Genomic DNA, 16,574 nt, shown 5'->3' with positions numbered 1-16,574 from the left:
AACAAGGTGGTTTAAACAAGTCTTTATAAATTTACAAACATTAAATTGCAAGAATGAAATTAACTATTGGTAGAGAAGACAAAGCAGATTTTCCAGAATTTTATTTAGAAGACATAGATATTAAAGTAGATTCTGGCGCTTACACCTCTTCTATTCATTGTGCTAATATCAAAGAAATTATAAAAAACAATAAAACTATCATAAAGTTTACGTTGTTAGATAAAGAGCATCCTTTATACAATAACAAAGAGTTTACATCTGATGATTATACGTCTAAAATTGTAAAAAGTTCTAATGGTATAAAAGAAACAAGATTTAGAATTCACACAAAAATCACAATTTTTAATCAAACTTTTCCCATCTATTTAACACTTAGTGAGCGTAAAGACATGAAATTCCCTATATTACTAGGACGTAAATTTTTGAATAAAAAATTTGTGATTGACACTGCAAAGAAAAATTTATCGCACAAATTAAAATATAAAAATAAATGAGAATTGTAATTTTATCTAGAAATCCTAAACTTTATTCCACAAAAAGATTAGTTGAGGCTGCAGAAAAACGTGGACATGAAGTAATGGTGGTAGATCATTTAAAATGCAATATCGAAATAGAAAAAAAATCTCCAAAAATATATTATAAAGGAGAATATTTAACTGGCATAGACGCCATTATTCCAAGAATTGGCGCCTCTGTTACTTTCTATGGTACAGCTGTTATACGTCAGTTTGAAATGATGAAAGTGTTTACCTCTGTTTCTTCTATGGCGCTAACTAGATCTAGAGACAAATTAAGTAGTTTACAAATTTTAGCAAGAGCAGGAGTAGGTCTGCCAAAAACCGTTTTTACCAATTATACAAAAGATGTAGAGCATGTTGTAAAATCTGTTGGTGGTGCACCTTTAGTTTTAAAATTATTAGAGGGTACACAAGGGTTGGGCGTTGTCTTAGCAGAAACTAAAAATGCAGCTACTTCTGTTTTAGAAGCTTTTAATGGTTTAGGCGCCAGAGTAATTGCACAAGAATTTATAAAAGAGGCTGGTGGTGCAGATATTAGAGCTTTTGTCATTGATGGTAAAGTTGTGGGTGCTATCAAGCGACAAGGTAAAGAAGGCGAATTTAGATCTAACTTGCACAGAGGAGGAAATGCAACTGTTATAGAGTTAACAGACGAAGAAGAAAAAACAGCATTAAAAGCAACCAAAGCATTAGGTTTGGGTATTGCTGGTGTAGATATGTTACAATCTTCTAAAGGCCCTTTGGTTTTAGAAGTAAATTCATCACCAGGTTTAGAAGGAATAGAAATTGCTACAAAGAAAAACATAGCTAAAGAAATTATAAGATACTTAGAAATTCATGTCGAATAAACCATTCTTTTTATTAGGAAAAGAAATTCCTGAAGGAGAACGTACAGTTTTAGACTTAAAAGTTGCCAAATTACATACAAGAACCACAGTAAATGTTCCTGTAATTATAGAGCGTTCATCTAATCCTGGGCCTGTAGTACTTTTGCTTGCAGGTATTCATGGAGATGAAACCAATGGTGTGGGTATTATTAGAGAAATAATTAGTCAAGATATTAACAAACCTAAAAACGGAACCATTATTTGCATTCCTGTTTTTAATATTTTCGGTTATTTAATTCAAACAAGAGAATTTCCTGATGGTAGAGATTTAAACAGAATGTTTCCTGGCTCTGCAACTGGTTCTTTGGCCAGCCAATTTGCCTATCAATTTACCCAAAAAATTGCTCCCTTTGTAGATTATATTATCGATTTTCATACAGGTGGTGGAGAAAGAGATAACATCTCGCAAATACGTTGTGTAGAAACAGATAAAAAAGCTTTAGAATTAGCCAAAATATTTAACCCACCCACTATTGTGTATTCTAATAATATTGCAAAATCTTTACGATATACTTGCAATAAAATGGGTAAAACTATTTTACTTTTTGAAGGTGGAAAATCAAAAGAACTAAACCCAACTGTTATTAACGAAGGTGTAAATGGTACTAAAAATGTACTGATACATTTAGGTTTAATTGATGGAGAAATCACTGTAAGAGAAAAGCCTATTATTGTTTCTAAAGCAAAATGGTTGCGCTCTTCTCATTCTGGAATGTTTAAAATAGTAGCAAAAAATGGAAGTTTTGTAAAAAAACACGAAGTTTTGGGCATTATACAAGATCCTTTTGGTGAATTTAAAAAAAGAATTAGAGCGCCACATAATGGGTATATTTTTTGCACCAATAAAACTCCTATTGTAAATAAAGGTGAAGCTTTGTTTCATGTAAGTATAGAAGATTAGAAAAAAAATTTGAAAAAGTAAAAATAATTTAGCAAGTAGCAATTCTTTAAAAATACTACATTTGCAAAATGCGAATAGATATTATTTCAGTAGCACCAGCTTTATTAGAAAGCCCTTTTAACCATTCCATTATAAAACGCGCCAAAGAAAAAGGTTTGGCAGAAATTGTAATTCACGATTTACGCGAATATGGTTTGGGTAACTACAAACAAATAGACGACACACAATTTGGTGGTGGTGCAGGGATGGTTTTAATGATAGAGCCCATATCTAATTGCATCAAAAAATTACAAGCAGAAAGAGTTTATGATGAAATTATTTATATGACTCCAGATGCAAAAACACTGAATCAAACTACTGCAAACACCCTTTCTTTAAAAGAAAATATTTTAATTCTAACTGGACATTACAAAGGTGTAGACCAACGCATTAGAGACCTTTACATTACAAAAGAAATTTCTATTGGAGATTATGTTTTAACAGGTGGCGAATTAGCAGCAGCTGTTTTAGTAGACGCTGTTGTACGTTTAATTCCCGGTGTTATTGGCGATGAACAATCTGCCCTAACAGACTCTTTTCAAGACAATTTATTATCTCCTCCCGTTTATACAAGACCTGCAAATTTTGAAGGTACTAAAGTGCCAGAAATATTATTATCTGGTAATTTTCCAAAAATTGATGATTGGCGATCAGAAAAAGCCTATGAAAGAACGAAACAAATAAGACCAGATTTATTAGATGAGTAAATTCGTTTCATTCATAAAAAACAACAAAGCCATTTCTTGGGTTTTAGGTTTTCAACTTTTTAGGTTGATATTACTCCCATTTATGGGCTTAATGCCACAAGATGCTTACTATTATTTGTATGGGCAAAATTTATCTTTATCGTATTTTGATCATCCAGGAATGATTGGCTATTTGCTGCGTATATTCTCAGAGATATTTGGGCAATCGATTTTTGTGGTAAAATTGACAGATTTTGTAATAACCTCATTAACCATTTTAAGTTTTTACAAACTAGCTTCATATTTTTTATCAAAACAAAAATTACAAAGAGCTCTTATTTTAATAGCTTCTACTATTTGTGTTTCTATTTTATCGTTCAACTCTACCCCAGATGTACCTTTACTTTTATTCTGGACATTAAGTTTAATCTGTTTATACAAAGCTATTTTTGAACAACAAAAGTGGTATTGGATTTTTGCGGGTTTAGCCATGGGGTTCGCATTTAACAGTAAATACACAGCGCTTTTATTACAAATTGGTTTATTGGGTTTCCTTGTATTTTCTAACCAATACAGAAAATTATTACTTTCTCCTTGGTTGTGGTTTTCAATCATAATTTCTGTAGGAGTTACTTTTCCTGTTTGGTATTGGAACTATCAAAATGAGTTTGCCTCTTTTGCTTTTCAATCCTCAGAAAGAACCAGTTCTATCTCAGAATTTAAAATATCACCCAATTACTTTTTTGGTGCTATTGGGCATCAACTATTTTTATTGTTACCCGTTTTATTTTTACTATTTATCACTTTTACCTTTAAATACATCAAAAGAGCATTAGCAAAATTTAAACTTCCACAGTCTAAAACATTATTTCTATTTGCCTTTTTTGTGCCAACCTTTGTAGGTTTCTTTAGCCTTACTCCTATTTATTGGGTAAAATTAAATTGGATGATGCCTTCATATATTACAGGAATCATCATTGCAGCCATGTTTATCACTAAAAAGCAATTAAAAATTCAGTTAATATTTTCAATTGTTTTTCATGTACTTTTTGCCTTACAAATTTTGTTTTATTTAGTTCCTATTAAAAGTGATGATACTTGGGTTGGGTGGAAAGAATTGGCTGAAGAAACAAAAATCTTACAGCAAAAGTATCCAAATACATTTATTTTTTCTAACGATAATTACAAAACATCTGCCTGTTTAAACTTTTTTATTGATGATAAAGTTTTTGCACAAAACATTATTGGTTTACCAGCATTACATTTCGATTATTTAGGTGATAACTTATCTAAATTAAAAGGAAAAAACGCACTATTTATAGATTCTGATAAAAGGTTTAAAAACAAAGATAAATTAGGAGAAGTAAATCCATTATTAAAAACCTATTTTAAAAACGTAACAGAATTAGCCCCTATTATTATTAAAATTAATAACAAAGAGGTTCGTAAATTTTGGGTTTTCTATGGCACTGACTATCAACCCAAAAAATAATTAAAATAATTTGTATCAACCAAAAAATAATTATTACTTTTGCAACCGCTAAATTAACCTCTGACGAAGAAATCGTGAATGTTGCTTTACAAAATCAATAAAATTAAAAGATATGGAATCTTTAGTAAAATTTGTTCAAGACGAGTTTGTAACAAAAAAAGAATTTGCAGAATTTGCTGCTGGTGATACAATCACTGTTTATTACGAAATTAAAGAAGGAAACAAAACACGTACTCAGTTTTTTAGAGGTGTTGTTATTCAAAGAAGAGGAAATGGAGCTTCAGAAACATTTACTATCAGAAAAATGTCTGGTACTGTAGGTGTAGAAAGAATCTTTCCTGTAAACTTACCTTCTATCCAAAAAATTGAAGTTAACAAAAGAGGTAAAGTACGTAGAGCTCGTATCTTTTACTTTAGAGGTCTTACTGGTAAAAAAGCTAGAATTACCGAAAAAAGAAGATAATACTTCATTTGATATAGAAACAAAAAAGCGTTGTAAAATTTACAACGCTTTTTTTTATGAACAAAAGTTAACAATCCTTGTTAGTAATATGTTGATTATTAATTGGTTAAAAATTATACGGAATACAAATAAAAAAATATATTTATGTAAGTATTTATTAAGCCTTGTTAGTTTTATAAACTAAAAACGGTATGTAAATATTTAAAGAATGTTCTTTAAAATATTGTTTGTCTAAGTTTAAAGAGATGTATAGCCTTAAAAAAGTTTTCTTTTTACATTTAGATAAATAACATAAACACAAATAAAGTTTTAAAAAAGTAGAATGCTTTTTAAAATAAAGTGTTTTAAAATTTGAAATAAATTAGCTTATTTTTTTCTTAAAGAAGAAAAATTAAATGATTTTAATTTATTTCAAAAAAAGCCATATTATAGCAAGAAATTGTTTAATATGGCTTTTATTTTTTAACTTTCACGAAATCGATTTCAAAAATTACAAATACTTTAATAAAACATACTAATTAATAACATATTACCAATTAAAATTTCAACTTAATTTCTTAAATTTGCTCGCTTTCAAAAAAAACATATTTTTTATTGAAAGATTTTCTATAAGTACAACTACAAAAACATAGTTTCATGAGTAAAATAGCTAAAATAGTATATACAAAAACAGACGAAGCTCCAGCTTTGGCTACACGTTCTTTTCTACCCATTGTAAAAGCATTTACAAAATCTTCTAATATAGAAATAGAAGTGAAAGATATTTCTTTAGCAGGTAGAATTTTAGCGAATTTTTCTGAGTATTTAAACGAAGATCAAAAAGTAGAAGATGCACTTGCTCAATTAGGTGAATTGGCCAAAAACCTAGAAGCTAATATTATAAAGTTACCAAATATTAGTGCATCTGTACCACAAATAAGTGCAGCTGTTAAAGAATTACAAGCTTTAGGTTTTGCAATTCCAGATTACCCAGAAGAAGCAAAAACTGCTGAAGAAAAAGCAGTGTTAGCCATTTTTAATAAAGTAAAAGGTTCTGCAGTAAACCCAGTTTTAAGAGAAGGTAACTCTGACAGAAGAGCACCAAAAGCAATTAAAAATTACGCTCGTAAAAATCCACACTCTATGGGTGCATGGTCTGCAGATTCTAAAACTCATGTAGCAACAATGTCTGAAGGAGATTTTGCAAATAATGAAAAATCTGTAACACTAGATAATGCAACCTCTATAAGCATACAACACATTGCAGAAAATGGTGCAAAAACTGTTTTAAAAGAAAGTGTAAACCTATTAGAAGGAGAAATAATAGATGCTACTGTAATGAGCAGAAAGACACTATTAAACTTCTTAGAAACAGAAATCAATGACGCTAAAGAACAAGGTGTTTTGTTATCATTACACATGAAAGCAACCATGATGAAAGTTTCTGACCCAATTATTTTTGGGCATGCAGTGCGTGTTTTCTTTAAAGAGTTATTTGATAAACATCAACAAACATTTGATAAAATTGGTGTAGATGTAAATAACGGTTTTGGTAATTTATTAAGAAATTTAGAAGAATTATCAGAAGGAAAAAGAGCAGAAATACTATCAGATATTGCAGATATTTATAAAAAGAGACCTGCTGTAGCCATGGTAAATTCAGACAAAGGAATTACCAACTTACATGTACCATCTGATGTAATTATAGATGCTTCTATGCCTGCCATGATTAGAACTTCTGGCCAAATGTGGAACAAAGAAGGGAAATTACAAGACACCAAAGCCATTATTCCAGACAGTTCTTATGCTGGCATCTATACAGCGACCATCGATTTTTGTAAAAAACATGGCGCTTTTGATCCTACAACTATGGGTACTGTGCCAAATGTTGGTCTAATGGCTCAAAAAGCTGAAGAATATGGTTCTCATGACAAAACTTTTGAAATTGAAGCAAATGGAAAAGTAATTGTTGTAGATGCAGATGGTAACACATTATTAGAACATACAGTTGAGGCTGGTGATATTTGGAGAATGTGTCAAGCAAAAGACGCTCCAATTCAAGACTGGATAAAATTAGCAGTAACAAGAGCAAGAGCTTCTAAAACACCTGCTGTTTTTTGGTTAGATAAAAACAGAGCTCATGATGCAGAAATTATTAAAAAAGTAAATAAATATTTACCAAACCACGACACTAGTGGTTTAGATATTAGAATTTTATCGCCAATAGAAGCAACACATTTTACTTTAGAGAGAATTAAGAAAGGAGAGGATACGATTTCTGTTTCTGGAAATGTATTGCGTGATTATTTAACAGATTTATTTCCTATTTTAGAATTGGGTACTTCTGCAAAAATGCTATCTATTGTGCCATTAATGAATGGTGGCGGATTGTTTGAAACAGGTGCTGGTGGTTCTGCTCCAAAACACGTAGAGCAGTTTATGGAAGAAAACCATTTACGATGGGATTCTTTAGGTGAATTTTTAGCATTAGCAGTTTCTTTAGAACACTTAGGAACTTCAAACAATAATGAAAAAGCGTTGGTTTTAGCAGAGACTTTAGATGATGCTACTGATAAATTTTTAGACAATAAAAAATCTCCATCTAGAAAAGCGGGCGAGTTAGACAATAGAGGAAGTCATTTTTATTTAGCTCTTTTCTGGGCAGAAGCCTTGGCAAATCAGACTAAAAACACAGCATTAAAAGAAGAGTTTACTGAATTGTCTAAACAATTAAAAGAAAACGAAGCTACAATTATAGCTCAGTTAAATGAAATTCAAGGGAATCCTGTAGATATTGAGGGGTATTACATGCCAAATGAAACCCTTGCAAATAATGCTATGAGACCTAACGCTAGCTTTAACAATACACTAAGTAATCTATAATTGTAAAATTATAAAGATATTAACATAATGAGAGCCTTTTGGCTCTCATTTTTTTTTAGCTTTGGTTTTTAATAATCAACCCAAAAAAATGAGCAAAAAAAGAATTGCAATAATCACAGTAGCTTTTTTAGTGATTTCTTACTTAATATACAGTTATTTTTCTCCTTCTTCAGACGATAAAGTATACCTTACTTCTAAAGTAAGAAAAGGGAATTTTATAAGTGAAGTAGTAACTTCTGGAGAAGTACAATCTACCAGTCTTAAAAAAATTACAGGACCACCAAACTTAAGAAAGTTTAGACTAAGAGATATTAAAATTCAAGATTTAGTGCCAGAAGGAACTATTGTAAAAAAAGGAGACTATGTTGGAAAGTTAGATCCATCTGGAGTAAATGAATTGATTTTAGATGCAAGACTAAACTTAGAAGCTGAAGAATCTAAATTTACACAACAACAGTTAGACACTACACTTACCTTAAAACAAGAAAGAAACGCTGTAAAAGATTTACGTTTTAGTATGGAAGAAACCAAACTAGAACTAAAACAATCTATTTATGAGCCACCAGCAACTATTAAAGGTCTAGAGAATAAACTAGAAAAATTAGAGAGAGATTTTAGAGAAAAACAAGAAAACTATAAAATAAAAAAGAGACAAGCTAACGCTAAAATGGTTGAAGTTGGTACTAAAGTTTCTAAAATTAGAAAAGAATTAGACGATCTTTTAAAGTTATTAGAATCTTTTACCATTTATTCTGATGGTAATGGTATGATTACTTACGATAAAAACTGGGATGGTACTAAGAAAAAAGTTGGTTCTACAATCAGCCCTTGGCAACCATCTATTGCAACCTTACCAGATTTAACCAAAATGGAATCTAAAACCTACGCAAATGAAGTAGATATTAGAAAAGTGGAAGAAGGTTTACCTGTAAAAGTAGGTTTTGATGCTTTTCCTGATGTAGAATTAGAAGGTGTTGTTACAGATGTAGCAAATGTTGGCGAAAAGAAAAGAGGTTCTGATATTAAAGTTTTTCAGGTTTTAATTAAACTAAAGGAAATAGATAAAAGTATTAGACCTGGTATGACAACCTCTAACAAAATATTAACTTTCGAAAGAAAAGATGTTTTAAGCGTTCCTTTAGAAGCTGTTTTTACACAAGATTCTATTACTTATGTATTTAAAAAGTCTGGTTTTTCTATCAATAAAAAACAAGTTAAAATAGGAGATTCTAACAACGATTCTGTAATTATAAAAGAAGGCTTATCTGAAAACGACGAAGTGTACTTAAACAAACCAGAAGGATTAGACAAAAGCGCAATAGTAAAATTAAACTAGCATTTCTATGTTCGATAAAATTTATATAGAAAAGCTAAAGTCTAACTTTACTGAAGCTGTGCGTGTTATTGCATCAAACAAAGTAAGAACTTTACTAACTTCTTTAGGTATTATTTTTGGGGTTGCAGCTGTAATTACAATGCTAGCCATTGGTAATGGTGCAGAAAAAGAAATTTTAGCACAATTAGAATTGGTAGGTGTAAACAATATTGTTATAACACCAATACCAGATGAAAAAGATGATGGCAATGAAGAAGATTCAGATGATGGCACAACAGAATCTAAACGTTTTTCTAAAGGTTTAGATTTATTGGATGTAAAAAGTATTCAAAAAACCATCCCTTCTATAAAAACAGTAAGTCCAGAAATTGTTTTAGAAACCTATGTGATAAAAAAAGGAAGACAAAATCCTGTAAAATTAATTGGCGTTTCTAACAACTATTTTAAAACCTCTAACATAGATATTGAAAGTGGCAAAAACTTTTCTTCAGCACAATCAGAAAATGCATTACCTGTTTGTATTATTGGAAAAAAAATAGAAAAAAAATTATTTACAGGAGAAAGTGCTATAGGAAAAAGAATAAAAGTTAAAGATGTTTGGCTACAAGTTATTGGTGTTATTGAAGAGAAATTTATTTCAGATACTGCACAAGAAAACCTAGGTATTAGAGACATGAACCAAGATGTTTATATACCTCTACAAACTTTTTTGGTAAGATATAAAGACAGAAAGATAATATCAGATAAAACTATAGAAATTTCTAGTGGTGGTGTGTTTATTAGTAGTGGTGGTCAACAAGGGCCTAAAAAGAGAATTCCTAGAGGTAACTATCATCAGTTGGACAAATTAGTAGTACAGGTAGAAAACTCTAATCAACTAAATGCAACTGCAGATGTTTTAAGTAGAATGTTAAAAAGAAGACATAATGGAATGTTAGATTTTGAAATATCAATACCTATTCAACTTTTAAAACAACAACAAAAAACAAAGCAAATTTTTAATATTGTACTAAGTATTATTGCTGGTATTTCTCTTTTAATTGGGGGGATTGGTATTATGAATATTATGTTAGCCTCAGTTTTAGAAAGAACGAAAGAAATTGGTATTATTAGAGCCATTGGCGCTACACAAGAAGATGTTATTCTACAATTTTTAACAGAATCTGTATTAGTAAGTATTGGTGGTGGTATTATAGGTATTGCTTTGGGCGTTTTGGCCTCCTATATTTTAGAAGTAACTACAGGTATCGAAACTATTTTATCACTTAGTTCCATCTTATTATCCTTTTTTGTGGCCACCTTAATTGGTTTAATATTCGGAATTGCACCTGCAAGATCAGCCGCAAACAAAAGCCCAATTGAAGCTATTAGACACGAATAAACTATGAAAAATATTATAATTACATTTTTTTGCTTTCTATCAATTCAAGTATTTAGTCAGCAACAAATCACCTTAAAACAAGCAATAGCGATTGCTCAAGAAAAATCGCCAGAATACAAGGCTTTAATAAATCAAAATCAAGCAAGTTATTGGCGTTATAGAAATTATAAAGCAGGTTTTTTACCACAATTACGTTTACAAGCAACCTTACCACAATATAGAAATTCTGTGAATAGAATAGTTTTAGATGATGGTTCTGATGATTTTAGAAGATCTAATCAAATAAGATTTGATGGAAGTATCTCTTTAAATCAAAATATAGCTTTAACTGGTGGTACTATATCTGTTAGTTCTCAGCTAGAAAGAATAGATAGGTTTGAGCCAAGTGAATCTACAGGTTTTGCAGTAATCCCTTTTTCTTTAAATTATAATCAAAATTCTTTACTCTATAATCCTTTTAAATGGCAAAAGAAAATAGAACCACTTCTTTATGAAGAAGCTAAAAGAGAATTTATAGAGCGTATGGAACAAATTTCTTTAAATACAAGTAGAAGATATTTTGCTTTATTAAAGTCTCAAATACAGGCTAAAATTGCCAAATCTAACCTCTCTAATCAAGATACTTTATTCCAAATTTCTAAAGGTAGATTTAAAATGGGTAAAATAGCAGAAAATGATTTATTACAAATAGAATTATCTGTTTTAAACTCAGAAAATGAAGTAATTACCAATGAAATTAATCTAAAAAGAGCTTCACAAAATTTATCAAGATACTTAGTATTAGATACAGAAAATATTTTATTATCTACTCCAAAAGAGTTATCAACTTTTACTGTAACAGTAGAAAAAGCTTTAGAAGAGGCTAAAACTAACCGAAAAGCTGTTATAGAATTTAGAAGAAGAAGACTGCAAGCAGAACAAGACGTTGCAGAAGTAAAAGGGAACAATAAACTAAGTATGAGTTTAAGAGCAAATTTTGGTATTTCTCAACAAGGAAATCAATTTAATACTTTATTCGACAACTTTAACCAACAACAGAGTGTTGTTTTATCTATTGGAATGCCAATTTTAGACTGGGGTGTATCTAAGTCTAGAAAAAAATTAGTAGAAGCTAATAAAGATTTAGTAAACACAAATATTAAAATAGAACAGCAAGAGTTTGAGCAAGAAATTTATTTACATGTTTTAAACTGGCAGAATCAACGAAACTTTTTAGAAACTACTAAAAAGGCACAAGAAATTGCTTTAAAAAGATATGAAATAGCCAAAAAGAGATTTATTTTAGGTAAGATAACCATAACCGACTTAAATATCGCATTACAAGAGCAAGACAGATCTGTTCTATCGTATTTAAATTCATTAGAAAAATTCTGGAACGACTATTACATATTAAGAAGACTTACTTTATACGACTTTGTAAAAAACAAAAAAATTGAAGTAAAAGACATTATTTATGATTAGAAAATAATTTTAGAAAATTACTTTTTAACGTTTTCTTACCAAAGTTCTGTTGTACTTTTGTTTTACAATTTTAACAACCAATTAAACAAAATGTTGCTATCAAAAAAAATACTAATCCTGTTTTTTTTATTGTCTATAACTGCTTTCAGTCAAGAAAAAATAACTTTAAGTGGTACCGTTTACGATAATAAAAATAATGAAACGCTTATTGGAGTCTCTATATATTTTCCAGAAATTAATATTGGTACAACCACCAATCAATATGGCTTCTACTCAATTACAATACCCAAAGGAAACTACCAAGTACAAGTAAGTTATTTAGGGTTTTCTACCATTGTAGCATCTTTAAAATTATTAGAAAAAACAACAAAAAACTTTAAACTGAAAGAAGCTACAGAAAGTTTAGACGAGATAGTTTTAGAAACTAATATAGAAAAACTAAATATTAGAACGCCGCAAATGAGCGTTAACAAACTTTCCTCTGCAACCATAAAACAAATACCTGTGGTTTTAGGAGAGGCAGATATTATAAAATCCTTAATTTTATTACCAGGTGTAACTAGTGCTGGCGAAGGTGCATCAGGGTTTAATGTTAGAGGTGGCGCAGCAGATCAAAACTTAATTTTATTAGACGAAGCTATTGTTTTTAACTCCTCTCACTTATTTGGTTTCTTTTCTGTTTTTAATCCAGATGTAATTAAAGATGTAAAATTATTTAAAGGAGGTATTCCTGCAAAATACGGTGGTAGATTGTCTTCTGTGTTAGATATTTATCAAAAAGAAGGAAACAGCAAAGATTTTAACGTAACTGGTGGTATTGGTTTGGTTTCTTCTAGATTGTTAATTGAAGGTCCTATTGAAAAAGAAAAAATATCTTTTTTAATTGGTGGAAGATCTTCTTATGCACATTTATTTTTACCACTTTTTGACAATGACAATATTGCTTATTTTTATGATTTAAACACCAAATTAAATTACAGAATTAACTATAGAAACAGCGTTTTCTTTTCGGGGTATTTTGGTAAAGATTTTTTTGGAATTAGCGAAAATTTTATAAATACTTACGGAAATCAGGTAGCTAATTTACGATGGAACCACTTATTCTCTGATAAATTGTTTTCTAATTTATCTTTAATTTATTCTGATTATTTTTATGGGCTAACCTTAGATTTTGTAGGTTTTGAATGGGATTCTGGCATAACCAACTACAATATAAAGTACGATTTTAATCATTATGTAAATGATAAAATAAAATTGAGTTATGGTATCAATAACATTTACACAAAATTTAATCCAGGGAAAATTATACCCAACAGAGAAGATTCTGGTATTGTTGCAGAAAAGCTAATTGACAAATACGCCAATGAATTTGCCTTTTACTTAAATACAGAGCATAAAATCAGCGATAAATTTAGAATGCAATATGGTTTACGATATAGCAATTTTACACGTTTAGGACAAGACGAATTAAATGTGTATGCAAATAATGAAGCTGTAATTTATAATCAAGAATTTAAAAGATACGAATCTGCTACTCTTACAGGAATAGAAAATTTTGAAAGAAGTGATGTGATTGCAAGCTTTAATAATTTAGAACCAAGAGTGTCTATGTCTTATATTATAGACGATTTTACTTCTGTAAAAGCTAGTTATAATAGAATGGTACAATACTTACATCTACTGTCTAACACTGCATCTCCTACTCCATTAGATGTTTGGGCACCCAGTGGAAAATATATAAAACCTCAGTTGTTAGACCAATATGCTGTAGGTTATTTTAAATCTTTTAAAGATGGGAAATACACATTAGAAACAGAAGCGTTTTACAAAGACATACAAAATAGAATAGATTATATAAATGGTGCTAATTTAGTAGCAAACAACGAAATTGAAACCGTTATTTTAAATGGTAAAGCACGTGCTTATGGTTTAGAAATGTTATTAAAGAAAAACGAAGGAGATTTTCAAGGATGGTTTTCTTATACGCTTTCTAGATCAGAACAACTAACTTCTGGTAGAACTGCTAATGAACCAGGTATCAATAATAGCGAATGGTATAGTACACCATTTGATAAAACACATGATTTTTCTATAAATGCAAGTTACAAACTAAATGAAAAATGGAAATTCAACAGTAATTTTGTTTTTCAAACTGGGCAACCTGCCAATTATCCAGTGGGTCAATATGAAATACAAGGTTTAAATGTGCCTATTTTTGATGATAATAGAAGAAATGCAGATAGGTTACCTGCCTATCACAGATTAGATATTTCTGCAACATTAACCCCCAAAAAAAATAAAAACAGAAAATGGCAAGGAGAATGGGTTTTTGGTATTTACAACTTGTATGGCAGACAAAATGCAGCTTCATTAGCATTTAGACAAAATCAAGAAACCTTTAGAAACGAAGCTGTACAAACCTCTATTTTTGGTATTGTACCTTCTGTAACTTATAATTTTAACTTCTAAGAACATGAAAAAATTATATATACTACCCGTTTTAATGATTATGCTTTTTTCAAATTGCGAAAAAGTTGTAGATATAGAGGTTCCTACAATACAACCAAAATTAATTATTGACGCATCTTTTGAAGTTTTTTTTGACAAAATACCTGTAAACGCAAATACTGTTGTAAAACTTAGATTGTCTGCCGATTATTTTGAAGAAACAATTCCAACTGTAACCAATGCAACCGTATTTTTAACAGACTTATCAAACAACACAATTATTAATTTTTCTGATGGAGATGCTGATGGAAATTACGAACCCTTAAATCCTTTTATCCCTATAGATAATGTTACTTACGAATTGACAATTATTTACGATAATGAAACTTATAAAGGTACTGCTACTAAAGTGAAGTCAACGCCGTTATCAAAAGTAGAACAAGGAGATAAAACCTTATTTTCTGGGGAAGAAATTGAATTAAAAATAAGTTTTAAAGATAACATTTTAGAAGAAAATTATTATTTATTTAATATAGATTTCTATAACTTTCTAACAATTGAAGACCGATTTTTTAATGGTACTAATTACAATTTTTCTTACTTTTATGAAGATGAAAATATTGAATTTCCACAAGAAATCGATATCAAAATTTCAGGAATTACAAAAGAATATTTTACCTACTTTAGAGTATTGGTAGATCAAAGTGGTCAAAATTCTGGAGGTCCTTTTGAGACTGTTCCATCCTCACTTTTAGGAAACATGATCAATACAACCAACAAAAGTAATTTTCCTTTGGGTTATTTTCATATTTCAGAAACAGATACATTTACCATCAGTTTAGTTGAAAAGAGTAATTAAAATCTATTTTAAAACTAATAAAATTTTTAATTTTTTAAAATTATATTTTCTGTATTTTTGATGGCAATGGAATTTATTAAAACTACAGAGCAAGACTCTAAATACAATCATCTAGAAAAGATGACTGTAACAGAATTGTTAACCAACATTAATACTGAAGACAAAACTGTGCCTTTGGCTGTTGAAAAAGCCTTACCTCAAATATCCTCTTTAACAGAAAAAATTGTACATAAATTACAAAAAGGAGGCAGACTTTTTTATATTGGTGCTGGTACTTCTGGTAGATTGGGTATTGTAGATGCTTCTGAATGCCCACCAACTTTTGGTGTACCCCAAGAATTGGTTGTAGGCCTAATAGCTGGTGGAGATATTGCTATAAGAAAAGCCGTAGAATTTGCAGAAGACTCTAAAACCCAAGGTTGGCAAGATTTACAAAAACATCAAATTTCTAAAAAAGATATTGTAATTGGTATTGCTGCTTCTGGCACCACTCCATACGTTATTGCGGCACTACAAAATTGCAATTCAAATGGAATTATTACAGGATGTATTACCTGTAATAAAAATAGCCCATTAGCACAAGTTTCTCAATTTCCAATTGAAGTAATTGTGGGCTCAGAATTTGTTACTGGTAGTTCTAGAATGAAAGCAGGCACAGCTCAAAAATTAGTACTAAATATGTTGTCTACAGCTACTATGGTTCAATTGGGTAAAGTAAAAGGTAACAAAATGGTAGATATGCAACTTTCTAACAATAAACTAGTAGAAAGAGGTAATAAAATGCTTGCTAAAGAACTAGATATCAACTTAGAGGAAGCATCTATTTTGATAAAGAAATATGGCAATGTTAGAAACGCAATAGAAAATTATAAAAATGAGTACTAACGTTAATTTATTAGGCAAAGGCTTAAAGTATTTAGCCGTTTTAATTTTCTTATTTATTGCTTCACCAATTACCCTTACCATGGGTTATAAAGCTTTAAACAAGTTTAAAGATACTCCTAAAGAATACATTTCTTACTTAATTTTAGCTGCAGCAGCTATCTTATTAGTTTTTACTATCTTTTTTGCGTTTAAAACTTTTAAAATTTTATTAAAAGCGATTTTTAACAATTAATTACAAGTAGCATTCTGATGGTATTATTGTTATTATATCATTTCTAGATACGTTAGTTAGAACTGTATATTGGAAAAAATCAATTGCCTTATGACTAGGTGAAATTGAAACAAAACTTCTAGTA

At 29.9% G+C, this 16,574-nt stretch carries 14 protein-coding genes; all 14 read left to right on the top strand.

Annotation, left to right across the window (positions count from 1 at the left end; translation table 11 throughout):
- The first annotated feature begins 53 nt into the window (after window positions 1-53).
- The 14 genes from Q0662_RS08695 (at window position 54) to Q0662_RS08630 (ending at window position 16,450) form a co-directional block, all read left to right on the top strand.
- Window positions 54-494 carry a RimK/LysX family protein gene (locus tag Q0662_RS08695; RefSeq protein WP_298948858.1) on the top strand — a complete coding sequence of 147 codons (441 nt, stop codon included), beginning with the start codon at window positions 54-56 and terminating at the stop codon, window positions 492-494.
- Window positions 491-1,366: a 30S ribosomal protein S6--L-glutamate ligase gene (gene rimK / locus Q0662_RS08690; RefSeq protein WP_298948856.1), complete on the top strand. Its 876-nt coding sequence runs from the start codon at window positions 491-493 to the stop codon at window positions 1,364-1,366. Before Q0662_RS08695 ends, rimK begins: the two co-directional genes overlap by 4 nt.
- Window positions 1,356-2,306 (top strand): succinylglutamate desuccinylase/aspartoacylase family protein, encoded by a 951-nt coding sequence (locus Q0662_RS08685; protein WP_298948854.1) that lies wholly within the window; start codon window positions 1,356-1,358, stop codon window positions 2,304-2,306. The genes rimK and Q0662_RS08685 overlap by 11 nt, the downstream gene beginning before the upstream one ends.
- A gap of 68 nt (window positions 2,307-2,374) precedes the next feature.
- Window positions 2,375-3,052, top strand: a complete 678-nt coding sequence (trmD, locus tag Q0662_RS08680; protein WP_298948852.1) for a tRNA (guanosine(37)-N1)-methyltransferase TrmD — start codon at window positions 2,375-2,377, stop codon at window positions 3,050-3,052.
- Complete coding sequence (locus Q0662_RS08675) at window positions 3,045-4,523, top strand: glycosyltransferase family 39 protein (protein ID WP_298948850.1); 1,479 nt, start codon at window positions 3,045-3,047, stop codon at window positions 4,521-4,523. Before trmD ends, Q0662_RS08675 begins: the two co-directional genes overlap by 8 nt.
- A 112-nt stretch (window positions 4,524-4,635) precedes the next feature.
- Complete coding sequence (rplS, locus tag Q0662_RS08670; RefSeq protein WP_298948848.1) at window positions 4,636-4,986, top strand: 50S ribosomal protein L19; 351 nt, start codon at window positions 4,636-4,638, stop codon at window positions 4,984-4,986.
- Window positions 4,987-5,622: 636 nt separating this feature from the next.
- A complete protein-coding gene (locus Q0662_RS08665) occupies window positions 5,623-7,848 on the top strand; it encodes an NADP-dependent isocitrate dehydrogenase (protein ID WP_298948846.1) in 2,226 nt (741 codons plus the stop codon).
- 88 nt (window positions 7,849-7,936) lie between these two features.
- On the top strand, window positions 7,937-9,184 hold the full coding sequence (locus Q0662_RS08660; protein ID WP_298948845.1) for an efflux RND transporter periplasmic adaptor subunit: 1,248 nt from the start codon (window positions 7,937-7,939) through the stop codon (window positions 9,182-9,184).
- 7 nt (window positions 9,185-9,191) lie between these two features.
- On the top strand, window positions 9,192-10,565 hold the full coding sequence (locus Q0662_RS08655) for an ABC transporter permease (protein WP_298948843.1): 1,374 nt from the start codon (window positions 9,192-9,194) through the stop codon (window positions 10,563-10,565).
- A gap of 3 nt (window positions 10,566-10,568) precedes the next feature.
- Entirely contained in the window at window positions 10,569-12,026 is a 1,458-nt protein-coding gene (locus Q0662_RS08650) for a TolC family protein (RefSeq protein ID WP_298948841.1), read from the top strand.
- A gap of 90 nt (window positions 12,027-12,116) precedes the next feature.
- The gene (locus tag Q0662_RS08645; RefSeq protein WP_298948839.1) at window positions 12,117-14,495 is read left to right on the top strand and encodes a TonB-dependent receptor; all 2,379 of its coding nucleotides are present in this window, start codon (window positions 12,117-12,119) and stop codon (window positions 14,493-14,495) included.
- 4 nt (window positions 14,496-14,499) lie between these two features.
- Window positions 14,500-15,333, top strand: coding sequence for a DUF4249 family protein (locus tag Q0662_RS08640; protein ID WP_298948837.1), 834 nt, complete (start codon window positions 14,500-14,502; stop codon window positions 15,331-15,333).
- 66 nt (window positions 15,334-15,399) lie between these two features.
- Window positions 15,400-16,218: an N-acetylmuramic acid 6-phosphate etherase gene (gene murQ, locus Q0662_RS08635; protein WP_298948835.1), complete on the top strand. Its 819-nt coding sequence runs from the start codon at window positions 15,400-15,402 to the stop codon at window positions 16,216-16,218.
- The gene (locus Q0662_RS08630) at window positions 16,208-16,450 is read left to right on the top strand and encodes a DUF6095 family protein (RefSeq protein WP_298948833.1); all 243 of its coding nucleotides are present in this window, start codon (window positions 16,208-16,210) and stop codon (window positions 16,448-16,450) included. Before murQ ends, Q0662_RS08630 begins: the two co-directional genes overlap by 11 nt.
- The last annotated feature ends 124 nt before the right edge of the window (window positions 16,451-16,574 follow it).

It is taken from the genome of uncultured Polaribacter sp. (genome assembly GCF_947503855.1).
In the GTDB taxonomy this organism is placed as follows: domain Bacteria; phylum Bacteroidota; class Bacteroidia; order Flavobacteriales; family Flavobacteriaceae; genus Polaribacter.
Note: the sequence above shows the minus strand (reverse complement) of the source record. Positions and strands in the feature narration are given on the sequence as shown.